The following is a 22,915-nucleotide window of genomic DNA, read 5'->3' as shown; positions in this document are numbered from 1 at the left end:
AAGATACCACGCGCCTACCTGAATTCAGGAGTATGATTAGAGGCGGTGAGGTGCAAAACGACCTAATCTTGAACGCGTTCAAGATCGACTTGCGGGTGCTGGGCCCGAACGATGTCGGGCCCAATTCTTCAGATCACGCGGCGTCTTTGGGACCCCAGGGGATGACGGCCTGCAGGGACAGATCGTCCTGGTGCGCGGCCTTGCCGAGGTTGGCGTTGAAGCCGTGATCGCGGATGGTCAGCGTGTAGTAGTCGGCGCCGGTCTCCTTGTTCTGCTTCTTCCAGATGCCACCGCACTCGACCAGCTTGCCGCGCGGGGAGCGGCCGAGCACACGGTGCGTGGGGGCCATCGGGTTCGTGCTTGCGACAGGTTCGACCGTGATGTCGAGATCAAAAGTCAGGGTCGAGATGGAGCCGACGCCCTTAGCGGTTTCGATGTCGGCGCTGGTGAATTTGATGCAGTTCGTGGTCATTGCTCTTCTCCTTGTTTGCGTTGCAATGATGGTCACCTTGCAGCTGGCCAAGGCCCGGACACACCGAAGGCGAAGCGCAGCGGAGAGGGGCAGGCGCCGGTCTTTTTGATCCGCGCGGAATGACCCGCAGGGTCAGGGGAAAAAGATCGGCGACAACCTTTGTGGGCGGGACGACAGCTGCGACCAGCATTTCATGCAACTCAGACATCGGGAGAAGTGCGGTGGCCGCGAAGGAAGGTGGGTGAACAGCCGACAGCCAAGAACGCCGAAGCGATCATTGGACAGTCACACCTGATCTTTCGATACACACCAGGACCCGTCGCAAGGCGACACCGGCCCGTGTTCAGTTCCTCGGTCGAGTCACCAGTGGCCTCAAGCAGACAGTGATCTGACAGGCTGAAGAAGTTGAAATGCCAGAGCGAGGACACGCGCATCTGTTCCCGACGACCTCAATCCCGGTGGCGTTGCGGACTTCGAGGATGTCCCGTATGGCATCGCGAAACTGAGCAAACGACGCATGCGACTCGGGAGATCGGGCAATAGCTCGGGCCCGCTCCAATCCCGATAGGTGTAAGCATAAGTGAAGAGGATAAGCTGTTGGACGGCGCAACACCGAATGTGGTCACCGAGGATGGCCTGCGCGATCTGCTCTCAGATGGTTACCTCATCGAGGTAATCTGCAACGAGACTGCCGAGAAGCGCCACAACAGTTGGTATGGCTCCTGGGTCGTGCACGCGGTGACGAAGGATGGCAAGGATGCGAAGATGCTTGTCACAAGCCGCAGCGTCTTCAAATTGCGCGAGTTCAAGACGATCGTCGGATTGGTCAGTTTCCTGGCCGACATGGGGTGCCTTTCGGCGAACATCCCGCTGATCGCGGGACGACGAGAGCGTCACGAGGCTTCAGGAAATCCCGCGACAGCGAGCGGCTAGAAATACTCATCCACACACTCAGCAGTCTGACAGACCAATTGCCGCAGAACTGCGTACCTCTGCGAGCTCATAGAGCGAACCGCACAGTGAGCTCTGACTGATGTCATGGTAGAACCGGGGCCTAAGCCCCGATCCTCTTGATGCGGATCCCGAGCTTGCGCGCCTTGTCGACGATGTTCTCGGTGATACCCGAACCGGGGGTGGCGATCAGACCCTGGGGCATGGTCTCGAGCATCTTGTCGTTGCGCTTGAAGGGGGCGGCCTTGCCGTGCCTCTTCCAGTCGGGCTTGAAGACCACCTGGGTGACGCCCCGGGTATCTGCCCAGCGAGCCGCGATCATTTCTGCACCTTTGGGCGTGCCACCGTGCAGGAGCACCATGTCGGGATATTTGGCATGGGTGGCATCGAGGACGGACCAGATCAGATCATAGGCCTGATAGTCCCCGCCCGAGAAGGCGATCCGCGTGCCTTCGGGGCAGTGCACCTCGGTCTCCTTGCGGCGCTTCGCCGAGAGATAGGCCCGGCTGTCCACCACGGCGGAGGTCAAGCCGCGATGCGAGACCTTGGATCCGGTGCGGGGCAGCCAGGGTGAACCCGTGGCGGCCGAGAAGTGGTCCACGGCAAGATCGCGCATCTGCTCGAAAGCGTCGCGATGGTCCCAGAGCTTGAGCCCGATCATCTGGAGGCGCTCGAGTTCGACCGAGGCGACCTCGGAGCCGTCCTGGACGGCGAGACTTTCCCGGACCTCGAATTCGTTGTCATCGAGAAGCTTCTGGATATGGGTAAGCCGGCGATGGAAGATCGAGGTGAGGGACCAAAGCACCTCTTCGAGATTTTCTTCCAACTGGCTGCCGGTGAGGAGGCCAATGGTGGTGTCGAAAAGCGTCGCCATCGCGAGCTCGACCTCGTCGGGCTGGGGCAGGGGGCGATGATCGGTCTCGCCGGGCCCAGGCGTTGCGCCGTGAAGTGCGAGGTGGTCGAGGATGGCGGAGGTCACACCGGTGTCCTCTTGGATGTCTGTCTGATGGGGCATTGTCTGGTTCCTCTGTTTGATCTGACCCGATTTGGATGGGGCGATATCAGGACCGGCGGCGACCGGGCCGCATCCGTCAGGATCGGAGCGCAGCGGAGAATGCGCCCAGAGCCGGAAAATTGATCCCGCGAGGAATGGCCCGAAGGGGCAGGGGAATTTTCCGGGTAGCGGCGCATTGCTGCCTGGGCGAGGGGCACTCAGCCCCGACCCGCCGGTCCATCGCTCCCCTTATTCAAACGGCATCAGATCGAACCGGCGGAACCTTTGCCCTGTGGGACATTCCCGAGAAGGCCGGCGCTCACCCGTCCTCGATCTCCGGACCTTGTGCTTTCATGGACCCTAACAGGGACCGGCGCAGCGCATCTCTGCCAAATGCCCGCAGATCGTCGTTGAAATCGCCCATGGTCGGCACGAGGTCACCACAGGTAATTCCACGCGATTCCAGCTGGTTACGCAATCTCATGGATGCGTTTCGTCCAGCTTCGTCATTGTCCCGTGCGATCCAGATACGCTTGATCCCCGGCGGCGGGATGAAGAGACCGAGATGGGTGGCGGTGAGACAGGAGGCGAGATCGAACTCGGGGAGAGCCGTGCCAACCGAGAGGGTGTTCTCGAGCCCTTCGCCCACGATGAGATCGGAGCGAGGTGAGCCGGACCAGAAACGGATGGCATGACCGCGAAGCTGCCCCAAGATCCGCTTCGGGCTCTCGATCCCGGCCAACCCGCCGGTGGACGGGTCGAGATAGACCCTTGCGCATCCGGTGATCTGGCCCCGATTGTCGGTGATCTTTGCGAGCAGGGCAGGGGACCTCTGCGGCGGATCAGGGTCGTCCTCGCCCTGACGCAGGAAGACCCGCGGGTGATAGCGCAGGGCAGGACCGAAGCGCGCGATGTCGCGCCCCTGCAGATAGCTGGCGGCCAGTGTGCCGAGGATCGGCTTGCCAGCGGCAAAGAGCTTCCGCGCCCGCGCAATGCGTTTGCTGGAGGCTGCATCCGGGCGCTCAACGTTTCGGGAGTCACGAGGCACGGCGGGGCAGGGGGCTTGGCCCAGGAAGGACCGGGCCTCCCTCAGCGTTTCCTTGAGCGTGACCGAACCAAGCCGTTCATGCAGCAGGTCGATCAGATCGCCGTATTGCCCCGTCGCATAGTCGGTCCAGGACCCGGCCTTGCGCCCACCTTGCGCCTGGAGCCGGATCGCGAGGCTCTGGCCCTTAGCCCCCGAGGTATCGCCAACCTGCCAATAATTGCCCTGCTTGCGTCCTTCGGGGAAATAGTGGCGGCAGAAACTCTCGGCCCGGTCTGCGAGATCGGCCGAGAGGTCTGCTATGCTGCGCCGCGCACTCATCCGGCTGCATCCGCGGCACTGGCACCGACCGGGTGTTCGGCGAGTACCCGCGCCAACACGTCGATGCCGTCGACCGGAATGAACACCCGTGTCTTCCACTGGATCACCTCGGTGAAACACCCAATGACCTTCAGACCGGGCAGGGCCGCGCCCGATGCGCCAATGAGTTCAAGCCTTGGCTGTCCCATGACCAGCGAACGGCGCAACTGGTAACCCCCAAGCAGGCTGAGGGTCGTCTTACCCTCCATCACCGCAGTGAACACCTCCTGCGGCGTCATTTCGAACTGGCAGTCAAGACCGAGCCTCGCGTAGACGTTCAGGAGTTGCTCCTGGCTGACCAGACGACCGATGGCGCGCTCCCCATCCTCGGTCTGCAGGCGGTAGATGCGCATGTTGTCAGCGGGCAGCCGGTCCCAGATCGGCAGGAGGAGGCCGCAGATCAGCGTGATCTTCGAGGTGGTGAACTCCGGCACGGCGTCGACCTCGGCCTGCCAGAGCTGTTCAAACATCTGGTCGTCGATCTCTTCCCAGTGTGATTTCGAGAACTCGGAAAGGGCGAGGATATCTGTGGCCATTGGCCGCAGCAGTTTCACCCGCAGGATCGGTACGCCGTCCTCGTCCATGAAGGCTGGTGCCTTCACCATCAGGGCCGCGCGTTTGGAGGTCTTGTTCCAGCACAGCGTCGCGCCTTTTGTGTCGGCGCAGATGGCTTTGACGCGGGGCAGGGTGAGCGGGTCGTTGCGATCCGTGCGCTCGACGGTCAGCGCAGTTGCCATTGCGCCCGTCACCTCGTGCTCGAAGATGACCTTGCGGTCGACGATTTCGAACTTTTCCGCGCGCAGGGTCTCTAGCCCGACGTCCAGCGTGCCAGCCTGCCGTGCGTCTTCGATGATGGCCGATAGAAACCCGCCGAAGGCCTCGAAAATCGCATCCTGCATGTCGATCCGCAGAGCCAGGCAGCGGTTCAAGAATTGCTGAATCGGCGGCAGGTTCTCCTTCATCGTGCCATCCCCCTCATCGAGCGTCAGCCCGGTCATCTCCTGGAACTTCGCGTAGGAGCAGGCGTCGATCTTGCCTGCGCGCAGCTTGTAGAAAAACTGCCGCAGCGCCGACCGCGCATAGGGGCTCTCGAGGTTGTCCTCTGCGCGGAACATGTTCTGGCCGCCCGTCTCGCGTTGCCCCTTGGTGATCGCCCCGAGCGTGTCGAGACGTCGGGCGATGGTGGAAAGAAACCGCTTCTCACCCTTCACATTGGTCGCAACGGGTCGAAAGAGCGGCGGCTGCGCCTGGTTGGTGCGATTGGTGCGCCCGAGCCCCTGGATCGCATTGTCGGCCTTCCAGCCGGGCTCCAGCAGATAGTGCACGCGGAGGCGCTGGTTCTTCGCACCAAGATCGGCATGGTAGCTGCGCCCCGTGCCGCCAGCATCGGAGAAGATCAGGATGCGCTTGGCGTCGTCCATGAAGGCCTGGGTTTCGCCGAGGTTGGAGGAGGCGGGGCGGTTCTCGACCTTGAGCCGCCCCTCGCGCGTTTTCACGATGCGCCGCTTGCGTCCGGTGACCTCGGCCACGGCATCGCCCCCGAAATGCCAGAGGATCTGGTCGAGCGCGCCCTGCACCGGGGCGAGGGCACCCAAGTGCTCGACAAGCTCATCGCGACGCCGCTCCGCCTCGCGGCAGATGATCGGGTTGCCGTCGCCATCAAGCGCCGGGCGCGAGCGCAGATCGCCGTTCTCGTCGGTGTAGGGCTCGAAAAGCTGCGTCGGAAAGCTATGCATCAGGTAGTCCATGATGTTCTCCCTCGGCGTAAAATCGACCTGAAGATCGTCCCACTCGTAGGGCGGGATGTCCTCGAGGCGGCGTTCCATCACCGCCTCGCTGGTCGAGACCACCTGGATCACCGCCGAATGGCCTGCGGCCAGGTCCGCCTCGATGGCGCGGATGAGCGAGGGGCATTTCATGGCGGTGATGAGATGGTTGAAGAAGCGCTGCTTGTTGCTCTCGAAGGCGGAACGCGCGGCGGATTTCGCTTGGGCGTTCAAGGTGCCAGTTTCGGAAGAAATTCCCGAGGCCTGAAGGGCGGCCTCGAGGTTGGTGTGAATGATCTGATAGGCATCGGCGTAACTGTCGTAGATCGCGACTTGGGCAGGTGTCAGCCCATGCACCAGCATCTCGTATTCGACCCCGGCATAAGAGAGCGAGCGCGCGAGATAGAGCCCAAGCGCCTTCAGGTCGCGCGAGATCATCTCCATGGCGGCAATACCGCCAGCCTCCATCGCGGCGACGAACTCAGCCCGTGTCACGAAGGGGAAATCGCCAGTGCCCCAAAGGCCAAGTCGGGAGGCATAGGCGAGATTGCCGACGACCGTCGCTCCCGTGGCCGAAACGTAGAGCACCCGCGCATCGGGCACAGCGTTTTGCAGCGCGAGGCCAGCGAGACCCTGCTGCGAAGCCTTCTTGTCGCCGCGGTCGGACTTTTCGCCGGCGGCATTCGCCATAGCGTGGCTTTCGTCGAAAGCGATGACCCCGTTGAACCCCTCGCCAAGCCAGGACGTCACCTGATCGAGGCGGGAGGCTTTGCCCTCACGTTCAGCCGACCGCAGGGTGGCATAGGTGACGAAGAGGATGCCTTCGGGCAGCCTGATGTCGCCGCCCTGACGGAACTTCGAGAGCGGCACGATATCGCTTTCGCGCCCCCCGAGCGCCATCCAGTCGCGCCGGGCATCCTCGATGAGCTTGTCGCTCTTCGAAACCCAGACCGCCCGGCGTCGTCCCTGCAGCCAGTTATCCAAGATAATGCCCGCGACCTGCCGCCCCTTGCCGCAGCCTGTGCCATCGCCGAGGAACCAGCCCTTGCGCAGGCGAAAGGCCCCCTCATCACCCTCGGTCGCCGCCATCAGCTGGCCCTCGATCTCGCCGCGCTTGAACCAGCCCTTGAGATGCGTCTCATGCGCATTGCCTGCGCAGATCACGCTTTCGAGCTGCGGCGCGGAGAGAAGGCCGTCCGCCACAAGGCTCTTCGGCAGGATGGGACGATAGGTCGGCACGGGCGGCGGGACCGAGGCCATGGCGGCGGATTGGACAAGTGCGGTCGGGTGCAACGCTGCGCCGTCGATCCGGATCGCCTGCAGGTCATAGGCCTCGTAAACCGTGTCCTGCAGCGTGCCCTCGGGTTCACTCCAGGCTTTCGGCAGGTAGTCGAGCGGGACCGTCTGGATGTCGTCGAACGGATGCCTCGCACGTTCCTCGGCGAGCGCACGGGTTTCCTTGCGGGCGGCATTGCGCAGGGCATGCAGGTTCGTACGCGTCGGGCTGGACGGAACCGACAACGCCGAACTAGTAGGGCAGGGCGGGGGGCTGCGGCGCTCCGGGCAGTTAGTCAGAACTGACGCGAGGAGATCGGCCGTGGTCGCGCAGATCGGATGATAGGCGGCCTCGATGTCGTCCGGAGCTTTCTCTTGTTCGCCGACCGTGCGCTTGTCGATCACGGTCAGCCGCGTGTCGATCGTGGTGCCATGTCGCGCGAAGACCTTGCCATCGATGGCGGCAGAAAACACCACATCGGCACTCTGGCCAATCCGCTGGAATGTCGACTGGAAGGATTTCGTCGAGGGTCGGAAGCTTTCGCCAGTGATGACGACAAGACGCCCACCCGGTGCAAGGCGCGCCAGGGCGGAAAGCACATGTTGGCTGGTTGCCTGCCGGAACCGGCCCTCGACATGGTTGGCCGCAGAAAACGGCGGGTTCATCACGATGACCGAGGGCATGATCGAGCGATCAAGCCGGTCGTCGATCGAGGCGGCATCGTGATCCGAGACGACGGCACCGGGGAACAGGTTTTCCAGCAAGGCGCGGCGATTTTCCGCAAGCTCATTCAGCGCCAGCGGAGCACCTGCAATTTGTACAAAGATCGCCAGCATGCCGGTGCCCGCAGAGGGCTCCAGCACCAGATCTTCGGCCCGAAACCCTGCCGCCTGCGCAACGATGGCTGCGAGCGGCAAAGGCGTTGAGAATTGTTGCAGACGGACGCTGTCCTCAGAGCGCCGCGTGTGGGACGGCGCTAGACCGGCGAGACGCTCGATCATGTAAAGAAAGGCCTGCGGCGAGGGTGCCTGGCGCTGCATCAGCGCGCCGTAGCGCGAAAGCATCAGGATCTGGGCGGTCTCGGCGGCCTCATAGGCGTCCTTCCAGACCCAGGCGCCACTCGTGTCGCTGACGCCGAAGGCCTCTTCCATGGCGGCGCGAAGGGCGGCGGCGTCGATGGACCTGCCTGCCTCGAACAGGGGGACGAGGGTTCTCGCAACCTGCATAAGGTGTTGGGCGAAACCCGAGGCCTCGCGTCGGGCAGGGGCTTCGGGCTCGGTTGCAAGCTGGACGGAATGGGGGTGAGCGTTCATCGGCAATCTCCGGGGTTGAGGGTTGGCCCCAAGCCCCGCGCGCACTCTCTCACCCGGGAGGGGTCACCCCTCCCGCCCTGCCTCTCGCTCTTTCATGGGATTGCTGATCTCCGCTCAGGTAGCGGAAACTTATCCCCAGAAACTACGGATGGGTCTGTGGGCGCTATCGCGGAAGCCCTTGTCAGCTTGACGTATTACCAACTCGCCGAAGTTTCGGACGGTTTGCCGCCTGCGCATCCGACACGGGTACGTCGTCGACCGAGCGGCGACTGACAAACCGTAGATAACCTTCAGGACGAGCTCTGAAAAAGAAAAAGGCGGCATCCGGGAGGAGGTGGATGCCGCCGATTAACTTTGATTGGTTCAGGGAGGAGGAGAGAACCGATCACATTCGAAACATAGTGCTCATGCTGCGACCGCACAATAGCCGGGCCATGATATTTCTGCATTGCAGCAATGCGAGGCCGATTGGGATTCGCGCAAGGAAAGGAGCGTATACCACATGTGCCGGTTCCTAAGGGTGAGCCTGCGTTTGAGCGGCAGCGGACCGACGTGTCTGACTCGGCGACGGTGTCGGTACCGCCTCCCGCGCCTCTGGCAAACAACCCGTTTCATAGTCGCCGACGAACCCCCAGCAGGCATCGACTTCGTCGCCGTCCCGCTCAATGACATAGCCGTAGACCCGGCCGCCGAGATAGGCATCGTAGCTGACGATTTCTGCGCGCAGGATGTCCTTGGCTTTTTCGCGCAGCGCCTTGGTGACGCGTTTCACGCCGAACTCCTTCCGAACCGCCTCAAGCGGCACATAGACGTAACCGACCTGGCCGGAATCCCACGGGCAGTGGAACCCGATGGTATTCATGGCGAGCCCGGAATGGTCGTAGAGAAACACAGGCAGCAGCACGGACTTGCGCTCGGCGCGGTCGCGCAGCTGGTCCATCGAGAGATCGCTCTGATCCGAAACACCTGCGAGATCGCGCAGGAACGCCTCGGGGCTGTCGAACTCATGGCTGTCACCCAGCCAATAGCGTCGATGCCAGCAGATCAATGTGCCGAGGTTGGACCACGCGCGCGGGCAATCAGCATCGGGGTCGTGGTAGATTTTGATGATGTGGCCTTGGTAGACCTCGTTATAGACGGGGTCGTGCATGTCGATATCCTTTTTTTGAAACGCAATCGACCCGCCGAGCCTTTTGTGGCTCGAGCGGGTCGATCTGGACGTGGTCAGATGGTTGGCGAGTTTGCCGCCCGGCGGATCAGGCGGCGGCGCGGTTCAGGCGATGCTCGACGTGCTCGACCGAAACCTTCAGGAGCCAATCCTCAAAGCCGAGAATGGTCTGATGATTGGCCACCGCCGCGATCCAGACCGCGCGCGGATCGCTGCCGATCTGCGTCGGATCGTTGTCTATCCGGCCATTGGCCATCCATGGCTCCGGCTGAATGCGGGCGAGCCAGTCCGCCAGGGACGGGATACGCCCCTGGCAGTCTTCGCGCACATGCTGCTCGCCAATCCAGCGGATCGGGACGACCCGGCCCGCGCTGTTGATCAGGCTGTGTCCGAAGATCCGTTGGGCATCATAGATTCCGGCCGTATGATGGCGGTAGGCACGGTGGACAAAGAGGGCCAGGTGCTCTTTCGATGAGTCAAACCACTCATGCACGAACTGATAGTCATCTGGAACGCCGCCGAACTTTCGGGCCGAGCTTTCAGCGTGATGGAGGGGATGTGCCATGTCAGAGCCCCTCGTGTTCGGTGGTCTCAGACGCGATAAAGCGGTTCGAGTGGCTGACATCGATCTTGTCCGCCTCGAGTGACCAGGACAGTTCGCCATAGCCACCTTCGTTGTTCTCGAAACCGGGGCTCAGCGCATAGGCGAAGTCCCAGCCGAAGTCTTCGACGCGGCGCCGCAGCTCTTCTTTCAGGGTGACCGTGTCAGGGGTCACAACGACATCCTCGACATTGCCGGAATCGCCGTAGCCTTCGTATTGCACCTTTAGGCCGGTCACGCCTAGGGCGCGCAGCTCTGTGAGAAGGGCCGCGCGGGTTTCGGCCCGCTGTTCGGCAGCGCGTCTCTGGGATTCGAGCATCTGCGAATAGAAATCAGTCGCTTGTGTCATGTCTTTGCTCCTTTGGAATTGAGGGGAGGGGAGGGCGACCGTGGCGCGAGGCCGCCCCGGAGGCTTCCTTGGGCGGGCTTCAGGCCGCAGCGTCGCCGCGTTTCTCAGCCGTCCGGTCAACCAGGTTGAAATAGAGGTTCTCGGTCGCGCGCTTGAACCCAGGCGGTTTGCGCGGGGCGAGGCAGCGCACCGAGGCGCTGCAGCTTTCGCCATGCTCCATGGCGAACTGCGTCACCTTGTCGATGAGGTCATCCATGCCCGCGGCCTGGATGCGCTTTTCGGGGTAGCTCCCCAGCATCTGGAACTGGGTGACAACGAAGGCGCCGTCACGATGCGCCGGATAGAGGGTGATCTGGTAGTCGAGTGTCTTGGCCATCTCTGGTCTCCTGCAGCAGGCCGAACGCGATCATCGCGCCCCTTGGAACCCGCCAGCCCGAAAGGACCGCCCTTTGTGCAAGGGCGATCCGGGGCGATGTCGGTGAAACGGAGTCGTCAGTATTCCGACGGCAGAAGCAGGGTCAGGACCCGGCGCGTTTGCAAAGGGTCAGAAGGCTCGGGCGAGCCATATTGGTAGTCGACGTCGTACAAATCGACCTTGAACCAGACGGTTGTACCATCGAGGTCGATGACGCCCATCTCGTGCCAACCCTGCGGATCACTGTCGGCATTGAACCCGTCGAAGGCGGCGACACGGCGGGTCAGTTCCAGTTGCGCATCGATACCAAGCGCCGCGACGCCGCGTGTCATCACGAACTGGCCCTGCGGGGCATCGGCAACGGGAAGATTGGCTAGGATGGAGTGGCGAAATGCATCGTTCTGCGCGGCGATCAGTACGGCTTCCTGAACGGGATCGAGGTCGAGCGTGGTGGTCATGTGGGGTCTCCGGGACGGGCCAGCCGATCCGATATCGGCTGTAGGCAACCCGTCAGCCGGAAAGAGCCGCCCTCGATGTGAGGACGGCCCAAAGCTTATGTGGCAATCAGATCGATTTTTGCTTCGTCAGGCGGCATCCCCGCTGAGGAAGGCGGGCAAGGACGATGGTTCATTGCTCTCCGCCTCGGCCAGAACGTCTGCGGCGGGCACGTCGCCGTCCCCGGCCTCGGACGCATCAACAATCATTTTGGCGTCGGACTCCGTCGCACCGGCAAACTCCATCCCCTCGGGCAGCCAGCGCGTCGTCTTTGCAACCGTCGCGGCGTTGAACCCTTCCGTTTCGCCCGCCGTTTCCGCGAAGGCGCGTTCCATGGCCGCGGCGAGATCGCCTTTGCGCTCGCGATTGCGATCTTCGGCATAGTTGTCGCCGATCAGCTTGCGCGCCGTGGCCACTGCATGGCCCTTATTGACCCGACCCCAGTAATTCTGCGCGGTCGGGCGCCAGCAGGCCGCCACATCGACGTCAAGCCGCGCGCCGATCTCCTCGATGATTGGGGAGGGGCGATTGTCGGAAGAGAGCTGCGGTTTGACCGCCAGACCCGCCGCCCAGGTGAACAGCGCCTGCTTGTCCGCGATGGGCAGCGCGGACATCGCCCGGAAGTCCTCTGGCTTCTCCAGCGTCATCCAGTCGGTGGCGAGGTCTTGTTCCAGCGCCTCGAGCATCTTCTGGGCGACAGTTTCTGCATGCAACACCTCGCGGTTCTGCGCCTGGAAGGGCCGGATCGAGATGTCGAGCGCCTCGTTGTTGTAGGACCGCCCCAGAGCCTGCTCGCAGAGCGCGTAGAGCATCGCATCGAACGCCACCTCGAAATCTGCCGCCAGATGCGCCCTGAGGATGTGCTGGCGCGTCGCGCGCAGATCGTCGGCGAGACTCGCCGAAATCCCGTCCGCCTTGCGCAACGTCGCCGCCGGGTCGGAGGTCGGCACCGGTGTCGAGGAAGTTGGCGGTGTTACCTTTGGGCGGGCAGGGGAAGGGGCGTCATCCGTATCTGCGCTGGTCTCGTCGGGCTCGGGCACAGCAGGAATATCCTCGGGCCGCACCAGGCCTTTCTCGACGCGCAACACCCCATCATGACCGATGGTCAGAACCACGCCGGCGATGGCACGATCTTCGTCTGCGTAAAGTTGCCGTTCGCGCTGCAAGGCCTCGATCTCGCGCAGGCGCGGCTCGATGGCGTAGTATTCTTCGCTCTCGGCGTCAGTCCAGTCCTCACCGTCATTCTGCGCCGCCAGTTCTTCCTCGCGCGCAATGAGACGCTCTTCCTCGGCCAACAGGTCCGGATCGGGGTCGATATCCTGCGGATAGACTCGCCCGAAACTGCGAAACGCGCCGTAATCCACCGAGAGATGCACCTCGACCCATTTCCATGTCCCCTCAAAAGTCTTGGCCTCAGCTTGCAGTTTCTCGATGGCTAGGCGCTCCAGAAGGTCGGGGTTTTCCATATGGGCACTGGCACGATCGTCGAAGAGGTCGCGGAGCAGAATGCCGCCCGCCCCCTCATAGGCCTCGATGCCGACAAAACGCCCGAGGGCAGAGTTCGCCGAATGCGCGGTCTCGGTGAGCTGGCGTTTGATGCTTTGCGGGTGGATGTGATAGCCGCCCTTCACCGCGTTCCAGACAGCCAGTTGGCGATCATGATCGTCGGTCAGCGTGAAGGCCATCACGCATTCGAGGGTCAGGTCGCCCGCGCGGAACTGCTCGATGATCTCGGGCGCGACACGGGCGAGTTTGAGGCGGCGGCGCACCAGGTCGACAGATACGCCGAACTTCAGCGCGATCTCGTCTTCGCTGCGGCCCTCGCCGATCAAGTTGTCAAACGCCTCGAACTGGTCGGCGGGATGCATCGCCGCGCGCTGGAGGTTTTCGGTGGCGGAGGTGAGGATAGCGTTGTGCTCATCCTCGACGAGGCAGGGGACTGGGTGATCCTTAGGGATGGCGCCGTCTTCGGCGAGTTGCTTTAGCGCTTTGAGGCGGCGCCCACCCGCATCGACAGCAAAACGTGTCTCAGACAGCGCATGCACCACCAGGTTCTGTTTGATGCCGGTCTCGCGGATGCTGGCGAGGAGTTCGGCGTCATCGCTGGCGCTCGCGGCGACCTTGCGGACGTTGAGAGGACTCGGCTCCAGCTGGTCGAGCGGGATCATCCGGATGTTGGCGGCGCCGTCAGGCGTTGCCGATCCGGCGGCTTCGGTCTTCTTTGAGGTGGTGGGTTTCGAACGCGTCTTGGCCATGGTCAGGATCCTTGTCATGCCGGACCCGGAAGAGACTCTCTCTATCCTTTCAAGCCCGGCACCCGGGCTTCCCTTTCTCTGGCTTTTTGCAAATGCGGATCACGTCACCAATCGACCATTTGTAAACGAATGCAAGCTAGTGTTCTCTCGGGGCGCTGGTGCATAATCCCTTGGTTTCCTAGGGCAGAGCGCGAACTGAGAGGTTCTGCCGGCAGTCGCGCGCGCGTACTATATAAAGGGCGCAAGCAGCGGCCACAAAAACGCTTGGGTAATGTGCAAAAGATTAGTATTTTGCGCATATGAAGCCACAAACCTCTACTTTGATTGATGATTACGACGCCCCTCTCATCACCACCGAGGGGGATGAAGAGGTTCACGAATGTCGCGTTTAGTTCCTGATTTCAATTGAAGCAGTAAGCTGAAACTGAACCACTCGAATTTCACCTTGGCGCTTCACCAGCAGGTCAAGAACCGAGGACTTCACAGCCCCGCTGCCTTGGTCAGATTGACCCGGAACCTGTCGCGCCTGCGCTGGTACCGTCGGGTCATCTCCGCAGTAGAATGACCGAGTTGCTTTTGAACGTAGCGTTCATCGACTTCTGCTGACGATGCGAGCCCGGCGCGCAAGGAATGGCCGGAGAACATTGCCAACCGTTTCGCCTCCGGCAGATCGGCCCTGATGCCGCTCTTGAGGACGGTCGCCTTGATCAGCCGGGCGACGTGTTTGTCGGAAAGGCGCGTCTCCAGGGCGCGTTTCCCATCCCGCGAACACCGCACGAAGACTGGTCCGAAGTCGATCTTTGCAAAGTGTAGCCATTGCTCAAGGGCGTGGACGGGGCAGGTCTGGTCGGATGAACCGCGTCCGATCTCGACCTCGCGCCACCCGGTTTTGGCATTTAGCGTTAGCAGAACACCCTGTTCCATGATCTCGATCCAGCCGCCGGAGTCCGGAGTGTCATCCTTGTGCACATCGAGACTGACGATTTCGGAGCGACGGAGACCGCCAGCATATCCAATGAGAAGGATCGCCCGGTCCCGGAGACCACGCAGATCGTAGGGCAGGGTGGCCACCATCGCCTGGATATCCTCCGGCAGGATCGCTTCCTTCTGGACCGGCGGGCGGGCGTGCTTGCGCTTGATCCCGGCCAGGATCGTCGCGATGTGCCGGTCCTTGCGATCCAGCGTGAACCCGCGCTGTGTGTAGTTCCAGGCAAGACCGGAGAGACGCCGCTCGATGGTGGAGACCGACAGAGCAGGGGTCTTCCCCGTCGATGCGGCAAGGTCGGCCATATAAAGCCCCACCATCTCGGGCGAGGGGGGCAGGGGATCCGTTCCTTTCAGCCGGCACCAGCGGGTGAAGTGTTTCCAGTCGGCGGCGTAGGCTTTGTTGGTGTTTTCGGCCGTTGAAGCTTCGGCGTATCCGCGCGCCGTATCGATCAGCCGGTCGAGGGTGCCGGAGCCGGCGACATGAGCAGGCAGGGCGATTGATTCACTTTCTGCCTGTTCTCTCTCGTTGTGCTCGTCATCGTTCGGCGCGTCATCGGACGGTGAACGCGAAATCTCGTCCTCTGGGGCGTCGGAGCCCTCGATTTTGGTACTGTTATTTGTGAGACTGCCCATGTTTTCGGGCATATCATTTTTAGGTCCGATAACACAAGGTTATTGGACATGCATGAACCTTTCGCAGTGCGGCGCTTTTTTATCTATTTTGTGGAATAAAGCGCCGCCAGCCAATAAGTTTCATGCACGAACGTGACCGATTCCTATGCGCAAGATGTTAGGCCGACAATACCCAGCATTCCGCGGCGGGTCATGTCCGTATCGGGTGAAAGCCTTGAAGATGTGGCTTTTTTATCAGGTGCAGCACTTGCGGAACTGCATGCTGTGGTCACCAATCCCGCGCCCCCCCACAGCTTGTTGCGTGAACGTCTGGCCCTTGGTGCGGCCACTGCCTGTGCAGGCTTTGCAGGGCGGATGGAAACGGCAGCGGATCTGCGCGATGCGGTCCATTTGTTGCGCGCGGGCGATCATCCCGGACCGGCAGGGGCGCTCTATCTGCAATGGCGCCGCGCGGTGACGCGCAAGGCCAGCGCCAAACATCTGGCCAGTGTCCTGCCCGATCATTTGGCCCCGCATGCAGCTTTCTGGCTCAAACCGGGGCAGGGCACGCCCGTCGCCCAAGCCGCCCGCGTGCTCGAGGCTATCCTGAAAGGCGCCCCGCGCGCCGAGGCCGAAGCCCTGATTATGGCCGATGCGGTTCTGGCGCAGGCGATGGGATGGGATCATCCGGTGCCGCTTCTCGCCGCCGGTCTGCCCGTGCGCGCCTTGCGTCTCACGGGCGATGATCTGCGTCTGGCCTGTCACAAGGCGGTCACCGCGAAGGCGCAGGACGCGGCCATCATGGCGCTGGACCTCGCGCGTAGGGCAGGGTGCTTGCAGGCACTATCCCCGAAACTGCGCGCCAAGGGTGCCGATGCCGCGATTGCGCTGTTTTTGTCCCATGATGCGCTGTCCCCTTCGCTGGCGCTGACGGGCCTGATGTCGGATCGCGCCGCAAGGCGGCTTTGCGACAGGCTCGTGGCTCTGGGCGCATTGCGCGAACTCACGGGCCGCGCCACATTCCGTCTTTACGGTGTGTAGCATGGTCAAGCCCGCCGCTCCCGATACCGCTCTCGACCGCGCGCTGGAGGATCTGCCCGCGGCATACCGCTGGCGGGCATGGATGCGCCGGATCGAGGCGGTGCTCTTCGCCAGCGCAACCCCCGTCCCGCGCGAGGTTCTGGCCCGCGTCGTAGGGCAGGGGGCCGCCGTCGATCTGCTGATCGCCGATCTGGCCGCCGACCTGACCGACCGCCCCTACGAGATCGCCAAAACCGCCGAAGGCTGGCTGCTGCGCACACGGCCCCCCTATGCCGCCGTGATCAGGGCTGCGGCAGAGGTCGGCGGACAGGCGCTTGACCTGAACGCATTCGACACCACCGTTCTGGCCGCAATCGCCTATCACCAGCCGATCACCCGCGACGGTCTCAAGGATATTTTCGGCAAAGAGATGAGATAAGCCGCGACCTTATCGGCCGTTTGTAAGACCAAGGCCTGATCGCCACCGGCCCCCGCAGCCCCCCGCCGCGGCGTGCCCTATACGTTTGTGACAACCGAGGGCTTCCTGACCGCCTTCGGGCTGGAAAGCCTGCGCGACCTCCCCAGTTGGGAAGATCTTGAGGATGCGGGAGTTGTAGGGGAGCCGCGACAAGTAGGCATTGGCTGGTGAGAAGCCGATATTGTAAGACGTTCTCTCGAGCACGGTGCAGGGCCTGATGATCGAGCTGTCCTTCCGACTTGATCGCAACGAATGACATCGTCGGACGGGTTGCCGGTTGAGCGACTGCCTCCGCGTCTCTGTCGTCGTTCTTATGGACCTTCATACACGGTCGAACATAGCGGCACGAATTCAGATTGGGTGGTAGCCCATCGACAAAGATCAGCAGGCGGTACCGCTGGAGGCGTTTGCGAAAGATGATCGCACCTCTCCCCTACAACCTTCTCAGATTACAAAGGGTCTTGCCCAGATACATGCATAACTGCTTAAGTTTCAACGCAAGCTGCTCTTGTCCACCAGTCCCACCGCGATAGCAGCTGTTCGGCGGGGAAGGCAGTTCATCGCCATAGCTAAATTGATGTCCCGATCAAAAGGACTGGTAGTTTACAGCTTTTGATGGGCGCATTAGGTCTTGAACGAACGCTTGACAGGACGTGCAATGACAAATGATGCCTCGCAGGCCCGCGAACCCCTGACTTTTCCTTTCCAAGACGTTCCAGAGTTCGGAGACCCGGTCGAAATTGCCGAGGGAATCATCTGGGTCCGGTTTCCACTGCCCTTCGCTTTGGACCACGTCAACGTCTACTTCATTCGTGACGGAGAGGGCTGGGCGGTAATCGACACCGGGATCAACACGAAACCGGCGATCGCGACCTGGCAAGCCGTCCTGCGCGATGTACTTCGCGGCGAACCGATCACACGAGTCATTGCGACCCATGTGCATCCCGACCACATCGGATTGGCCGGGTGGCTGTGCGAAAGATTCGACGCGCCGCTGCTGACCAGCCTGTCCTCTTACTCGGAAAGCCGTCTGATTTCACTCGCCCCGAATGAAACCGGGTCGCGCCAGTTCTTTGACTTCTACGTAAGTCATGGAATGACGGCTGAAGGTGCCGGGATCGTAGCCATCCGGGGCAACGAATACTTGCAATTGGTTTATCCGCTCCCCAGGTCCTACCATCGGCTTGTTCGGGCGGACGTGCTTAACATTGGCCATCGGGAGTTCCGGGTTGTCACCGGTGAGGGGCACGCGGCTGAGCAGATCATGCTATATTGTCACGAGGAGAGTCTGCTCTTTTGTGCTGATCAGGTGCTAGAGCGGATTTCACCCAATGTCAGCGTCTCGGCCACGGACCCGAATGGCGATCCTCTCGGACATTTTCTGCGCAGCCTGCGTCAGCTCCGGCAAGATATTCCCGCTGAGGTTCTGGTGCTTCCCGGTCATCGACGCCCGTTCCACGGTCTTCATACCCGGGCTGCAGAACTGGAAGAACATCACGAACAGCGATGCGACTTGATTCGAAGGGCTTGCACCGTCGCACCGCAGACAGTTGCCGACCTCGTGCCGGTTCTGTTCCCGCGAAAGCTGGATGCGCACCAAATGAGTTTTGCCTTCACCGAGACCTTGGCGCATGTGAACCGGCTGGTGCGGCGGGGAGAGCTTGATCCGGTCCAGCAGGACGGTTTGCTGGCACACCGGACGTCAGCCAGCATTTGACTATCCCGTAAGCTTGCGTACGATGTGGCGAGGCTTGTTGTCCGGAAGAGCCGGATGCGCGGCCTTTCCATATGAAGCCAAAAGGATATGCCATGCCCCTCAATGTTCCGGACGGGAGCACCGTAAAGTGTGGGGCAATTGCCGTTGGTGGCCATTGATGGCACGATCAGTGCATGGATGCGCTCGGTGACGTTATTCAGCTGAAGACTCGGCTTTTGGGGATCAGTCCGATGATCTGGCGCCGCGTGATGGTTCCAGCAATCATGACGTTGCACGAGCTGCATGGGGTTTTGCAGGTGGCCATGGGATGGGAGAGCATTCATCTGTACGCCTTCGATATCTATGCGGTGCAGTACGGCTCCTTTGAATTGATGATAGGCAGTCCAAGAGTGCCGCTGGCGCAATTTTCGTTCCGAAAGAACGACAAGTTTTCCTACACGTACGACATGGGCGATGGCTGGGTGCATGAGATCCGCGTCGAGAGCATTTGCACTACTGACCCGAAGAAGTCATATCCGTTTTGTACCGGCGGCTCCGGGCCCTGCCCGCCTGAAGAATGCGGTGGCCCGCAGGGTTATCTTGATCGCCGCGATGAGGCGGATGGGTATGGTGCGTGGCAGGACTTCGGCGTGATGGCTGAGTGGCTGGATGATCTGATCAAGCGGGACACGACGGATCTGACAGTGCGAGACGTGCTGACCGATGAGGTCGAAGCCGCGATGCAACGTGTTGTTGCGCGAGAGCCTTACCAGGCAGGCAAGTTTTCACGAAAACTGGTCAACCAAGCATTTCGGGACGGGCGGCACCGCGATCTGATGCATCAGCAGTTCGGATAAGCTGTCCGAAATCGTTCGGTTCCGGACAGGGCATGATGGCCTGTCCATAAAATACATTGAACCGGTATCGAACAGGTGTATGATTCTGGACGACATTTCCGGACAGAACAGCAGCCCTGTGACCAGAACATTTGCCTATGCCAGAGTATCGACAATCGAACAGGACCCCGAGAACCAGATCCGGGAGATTGTCGCTGCGGGATTTGTGGTGGAGCCGCACCGGATAATCGCCGAAACTGTTTCAGGGTCACAGGCCATAGCGCATCGGAAGGGATTTGCGCGTCTTCTCGACAAGATGGAACGCGGCGATGTTCTTGTCGTAACCAAGTTGGACAGGCTGGGGCGTGATGCGATTGATGTCAGCACCACCGTGACCAAGCTGGAAACCCTGGGCATCCGTGTGCATTGCCTTGCATTGGGTGGCGTGGATCTGACCAGTTCTGCGGGCAAGCTGACGATGGGTGTGATCAACGCGGTTGCCCAGTTTGAGCGCGACCTGCTGATTGAGCGCACGCAATCGGGGCTGGCACGTGCGAAAGCGCAAGGCAAAACACTGGGGCGCCCATCAACCCTTTCGGCTGATGAGCATGCGCTAGTCCGTGAACGGATCGCCGGTGGCGAGGCAGTTTCCTCCATCGCCCGCGACATGGGCACCAGTCGGCAGACGATCATGCGGGCGAGAGATTCAGAACCAAAATAATCAAGCAGGCAGGCAGGACCCGGAAGATGGACATCGAAATCAGCGTCACTATCACTGCGCCAGACGGCACCGCTCACACGGACAAGATTGGCGCATTCTCCAAGGGCATTGAGGCCGCTGGTGATATCGGCCTGTCCATAGAGGAAGGCAAAGCCGTCCTTTTGAGTATCCAGCAGAAAGTTGTTGCCGCGCAGTGCGAGGCGTTTTGCATCAAACGCGCACGCTGTACATGCTGTGATCGAAAGCTGCGTGGCAAAGGATGGCGGCAAATTCGATACCGGACGGTCTTCGGCGACATCGCCATTGACAGTCCGCGCTTCTATTCCTGCCAGTGCCACAATAGCCCAGCCAAAACCTTTAGCCCCCTGAACGAACTCTTGCCCGACCATATCGCCCCGGAGTTGCTCTGGCTTGAGACGAAATGGGCTTCCCTTGTGTCCTTCGGGGTCACTTCCGATCTGTTAAAAGATGTGCTGCCGATTGATGTGAGGCTCAATCCAGACACCATCCGCAGGCATTTGGGGCGCGTGGCCACGCGGATGGAGGCAGAATTGGCTGATGAGCGTTACAGCTTCATTGAAACCAGCCCCCACCAGCGCGCCAAGCTTCCCAACCCGGAAGGCCAAATCACCGTCGGCATCGACGGCGGCTATGTGCGGTCCCGCGATCTTGGTCAGTCGCATTTCGAGGTCACGGTCGGCAAATCCATCCCCACAGATCGTCCCAGCCGCTACCTTGGGCTTGTCCAAAGTCATGATGACAAGCCCAAGCGGCGACTGCACGAGGTTCTGAAGGATCAGGGCTGGCAGGAAAACCAACCGGTGACATTTATGACCGACGGCGGAGGCACGTTCATCAACATGGCGCGGTATATGGCACCTGCCTCAGAGCACATCCTGGACTGGTTCCACATCACCATGCGCATCACCGTGATGCAGCAATACGTGAAAGGGTTGGCGCATCACAATGAAGAGGACGCCGAGAAACTGGCAAGGTTGCTGCGCCAGATCAAAGGTTTCCTTTGGAATGGCAACCTGCACGATGGTCATGCAGCAATTGAAGACCTTGTCATCAATCTGGAAGATGTCGAGACAGACTATGCCAGCATCAAGGCACTTCGAAAGGCGGCGTTGGAGTTCGCGACCTATATCACCAACAACGCCTCGATGATCCCGAATTACGCGGAAAGGCGACGGTACGGTGAACGCGTTTCAACCGGCTTTGTCGAAAGCACCGTCAACACCGTCGTTGGAAAGCGCTTCGGCAAGCGTCAACAGATGCGCTGGTCAAAACGAGGCGCGCACCTCATGCTGCAAACCCGAACTCGGGTGCTCGATGGCACGCTGCGCACCAAGTTCGAGCAATGGCATCCGGCGCTGAAATCTTCGTCAGAAACCGGAATGGCTGCATGATTGCCCCACTCTTTGCGGTACTCTCCTTCTCTTGCCAGAAGGCGGTATCATCCTGCGCCATCGAGACCCAATGCCAGTCCGAAAACCTCGCATCTCTGAACCTCATTTCGTAGAAATGACCACGCGAGAACGTGTGGCCCGTGTCGAAATAGACCGTGAGGTTCTCAGACTGCCGGCAGATTTTGAGGATTTCGGCTTGCCGACCATCCCTGTCGAAGCCGTCTACCTTCCGAATCTTGAGACGGATACTCGCACCAGACGTCTGCTCGAAGTCGAACTCCAGTCGTCCGAGTCGAACATATGCTTCTTGGATCACCGCCGTTAGGGCCTTCTCTGCCATCCGCCGCGGTTCGAGGAAGCCTGGAAAGTAGCTGCCTTTGCGCAGCTTCGGGATGCGTAACTCGACCGTCCCAGCTCGGGTCTCCCAGTCTCGGTCGCGGTAGCCGTTGCGCTGCGCCCGCCGCATCGGATCTTTCTCGCCATAGGCTGCGCCAGTCGCGGCGCCGACCTCCAGCTCCATCAGCCGTTCGGCGGCAAAGCCGATCATCTCGCGCAGCAGATCCGCATCGGGGGTCTTCTCCACGAGGTCGCGCAGGTTCATCATGTCATTGGTCATCGGTGGAATCTCCAGTCCGGGTTGGTGTCAGCAACCAGACCTTACCGGAACTTCGCCGGTGACCACCTCAGCCAGAACCTACACCACCCCGTGGGGCACTGTCTTTTTTACGTCGCGCGCATCATTGGGGAACGCAATATCTTGATGTCGCCGGATTGATGATTCTCCGGTCAAACCGGACGGGAGAAACCGACCACCTGCAAGCCTATGTAATTTAACGTAAATCAGTTCTTGATTCGATTACATATTTTTGTTTACTTACTGATAAGTAAATAGAAAGACGCGCGCATGACTCAAGCAAATGTACTGGTCGAATACCGTGGTCCGGTTGCGTGGCTGACGTTGAACAGGGCCAACAGTCTTAATGCACTTTCTGTCGACCTCATTGGGGAACTGCGCGCCGCGATAAGAGAGATCGCTGTGGCAAAACAGGTGCGCGCAATTGTGCTGACGGCTGCGGGGCGTGCGTTTTGCGCCGGTGCCAATCTGAAGGAAGTCCTCGCTGGTCTGGATGATGCCGATACGCAAAAGGGTGATTTTCTGGACGCTATCGGCGCTACGTTCCAAGCGCTGCGTGATTTGCCGACACCGGTGATCGGCGGGCTGAATGGCATTACCGTTGCGGGCGGGTTGGAACTCGCGATGTGTTGCGATGTGCTGATTGCGGGCGAGAGCGCTAGAATTGGCGATGCTCATTCGAATTTTGGTGTGTTCCCTGGCGCAGGCGGCGCTGCTGTCTTGCCGTGCCGGATCGGACTCGCAAACGCGAAATACCTCTTGTTTTCGGGCCAAAGTCTACCAGCGCGCGAATTGATGCGCATGGGGCTGGTGCAGGAAGTGGTTGGTGATGACGCGCTTGAAGCGCGGCTGCACGAGTTCAGCCAGTTGCTGGCGACCAAAAGCCCGCTGGTCCTGTCGCAGATGAAGCGGGTAGCCAATGCATCCATCGAAATGACGCAGGTGGAGGCGCTGAGACAGGAACTTGCCGTGCTGCGCGAACATCTGAAATCCAACGATGCGGCCGAAGGACTTGCCGCATTCAATGAAAAACGAAAGCCGGTTTTCACCGGCACATGA

The 22,915-nt window shown here is 60.9% G+C and carries 18 protein-coding genes and 2 pseudogenes; 8 read left to right on the top strand and 12 right to left on the bottom strand.

Annotated features, from left to right (window positions below):
- Window positions 1-133 precede the first annotated feature (133 nt).
- Entirely contained in the window at window positions 134-472 is a 339-nt protein-coding gene (locus PAF20_RS18625) for a DUF736 domain-containing protein (protein WP_271073651.1), read from the bottom strand.
- 597 nt (window positions 473-1,069) lie between these two features.
- Between PAF20_RS18625 and PAF20_RS18620 the strand changes: the two genes are divergently transcribed.
- Window positions 1,070-1,405, top strand: a complete 336-nt coding sequence (locus PAF20_RS18620) for a hypothetical protein (RefSeq protein ID WP_271073650.1) — start codon at window positions 1,070-1,072, stop codon at window positions 1,403-1,405.
- Window positions 1,406-1,526: 121 nt separating this feature from the next.
- Here PAF20_RS18620 and PAF20_RS18615 read toward each other — a convergent pair whose 3' ends face one another.
- The 10 genes from PAF20_RS18615 to PAF20_RS18570 form a co-directional block, all read right to left on the bottom strand.
- The gene (locus PAF20_RS18615) at window positions 1,527-2,438 is read right to left on the bottom strand and encodes a DUF2493 domain-containing protein (protein WP_271073649.1); all 912 of its coding nucleotides are present in this window, start codon (window positions 2,436-2,438) and stop codon (window positions 1,527-1,529) included.
- Between the two features lie 298 nt (window positions 2,439-2,736).
- Window positions 2,737-3,783 carry a DUF7146 domain-containing protein gene (locus PAF20_RS18610; RefSeq protein WP_271073648.1) on the bottom strand — a complete coding sequence of 349 codons (1,047 nt, stop codon included), beginning with the start codon at window positions 3,781-3,783 and terminating at the stop codon, window positions 2,737-2,739.
- A complete protein-coding gene (locus PAF20_RS18605) occupies window positions 3,780-8,177 on the bottom strand; it encodes a strawberry notch-like NTP hydrolase domain-containing protein (RefSeq protein ID WP_271073647.1) in 4,398 nt (1,465 codons plus the stop codon). Before PAF20_RS18605 ends, PAF20_RS18610 begins: the two co-directional genes overlap by 4 nt.
- Before the next feature lie 514 nt (window positions 8,178-8,691).
- Window positions 8,692-9,327 (bottom strand): hypothetical protein, encoded by a 636-nt coding sequence (locus PAF20_RS18600; RefSeq protein ID WP_271073646.1) that lies wholly within the window; start codon window positions 9,325-9,327, stop codon window positions 8,692-8,694.
- Between the two features lie 106 nt (window positions 9,328-9,433).
- A complete protein-coding gene (locus tag PAF20_RS18595; protein ID WP_271073645.1) occupies window positions 9,434-9,910 on the bottom strand; it encodes a DUF6915 family protein in 477 nt (158 codons plus the stop codon).
- A gap of 1 nt (window position 9,911) precedes the next feature.
- Entirely contained in the window at window positions 9,912-10,295 is a 384-nt protein-coding gene (locus tag PAF20_RS18590; RefSeq protein ID WP_271073644.1) for a DUF6878 family protein, read from the bottom strand.
- 79 nt (window positions 10,296-10,374) lie between these two features.
- A complete protein-coding gene (locus PAF20_RS18585) occupies window positions 10,375-10,671 on the bottom strand; it encodes a hypothetical protein (RefSeq protein ID WP_067264293.1) in 297 nt (98 codons plus the stop codon).
- Window positions 10,672-10,787: 116 nt separating this feature from the next.
- Window positions 10,788-11,168, bottom strand: a complete 381-nt coding sequence (locus PAF20_RS18580; protein WP_271073643.1) for a DUF3768 domain-containing protein — start codon at window positions 11,166-11,168, stop codon at window positions 10,788-10,790.
- 126 nt (window positions 11,169-11,294) lie between these two features.
- Window positions 11,295-13,460 carry a ParB/RepB/Spo0J family partition protein gene (locus PAF20_RS18575; RefSeq protein WP_271073642.1) on the bottom strand — a complete coding sequence of 722 codons (2,166 nt, stop codon included), beginning with the start codon at window positions 13,458-13,460 and terminating at the stop codon, window positions 11,295-11,297.
- A 480-nt stretch (window positions 13,461-13,940) separates the two neighbouring features.
- The gene (locus tag PAF20_RS18570) at window positions 13,941-15,080 is read right to left on the bottom strand and encodes a tyrosine-type recombinase/integrase (RefSeq protein ID WP_271073641.1); all 1,140 of its coding nucleotides are present in this window, start codon (window positions 15,078-15,080) and stop codon (window positions 13,941-13,943) included.
- Between the two features lie 132 nt (window positions 15,081-15,212).
- On the opposite strand from PAF20_RS18570, the gene PAF20_RS18565 reads away from it, so the two are divergent.
- The 6 genes and pseudogenes from PAF20_RS18565 to PAF20_RS18540 all read left to right on the top strand — a co-directional run bounded on the left by PAF20_RS18565 (window position 15,213) and on the right by PAF20_RS18540 (window position 21,222).
- Complete coding sequence (locus PAF20_RS18565) at window positions 15,213-16,100, top strand: DUF1403 family protein (protein ID WP_353620633.1); 888 nt, start codon at window positions 15,213-15,215, stop codon at window positions 16,098-16,100.
- Between the two features lies 1 nt (window position 16,101).
- Window positions 16,102-16,728: pseudogene (gene scpB, locus PAF20_RS18560) on the top strand (SMC-Scp complex subunit ScpB).
- A gap of 487 nt (window positions 16,729-17,215) precedes the next feature.
- Entirely contained in the window at window positions 17,216-18,274 is a 1,059-nt protein-coding gene (locus PAF20_RS18555) for an MBL fold metallo-hydrolase (RefSeq protein ID WP_271073640.1), read from the top strand.
- A 173-nt stretch (window positions 18,275-18,447) separates the two neighbouring features.
- Window positions 18,448-19,110: a plasmid pRiA4b ORF-3 family protein gene (locus PAF20_RS18550; protein ID WP_224558010.1), complete on the top strand. Its 663-nt coding sequence runs from the start codon at window positions 18,448-18,450 to the stop codon at window positions 19,108-19,110.
- A gap of 118 nt (window positions 19,111-19,228) precedes the next feature.
- A complete protein-coding gene (locus tag PAF20_RS18545; RefSeq protein WP_224558009.1) occupies window positions 19,229-19,810 on the top strand; it encodes a recombinase family protein in 582 nt (193 codons plus the stop codon).
- Window positions 19,811-19,836: 26 nt separating this feature from the next.
- Complete coding sequence (locus tag PAF20_RS18540) at window positions 19,837-21,222, top strand: ISKra4 family transposase (protein WP_271073639.1); 1,386 nt, start codon at window positions 19,837-19,839, stop codon at window positions 21,220-21,222.
- A gap of 292 nt (window positions 21,223-21,514) precedes the next feature.
- Here PAF20_RS18540 and PAF20_RS18535 read toward each other — a convergent pair.
- Window positions 21,515-21,838, bottom strand: a pseudogene (locus PAF20_RS18535) (transposase); the annotation flags it as partial.
- 288 nt (window positions 21,839-22,126) lie between these two features.
- Between PAF20_RS18535 and PAF20_RS18530 the strand changes: the two are divergent.
- Window positions 22,127-22,915 (top strand): enoyl-CoA hydratase/isomerase family protein, encoded by a 789-nt coding sequence (locus tag PAF20_RS18530; RefSeq protein ID WP_271073638.1) that lies wholly within the window; start codon window positions 22,127-22,129, stop codon window positions 22,913-22,915.

It is taken from the genome of Paracoccus albus, assembly GCF_027913035.1.
GTDB classification, from domain to species: Bacteria; Pseudomonadota; Alphaproteobacteria; order Rhodobacterales; family Rhodobacteraceae; genus Paracoccus; species Paracoccus albus.
The sequence above is the reverse complement of the archived record's forward strand: the minus strand, read 5'-3'. Positions and strand labels throughout refer to the sequence as shown.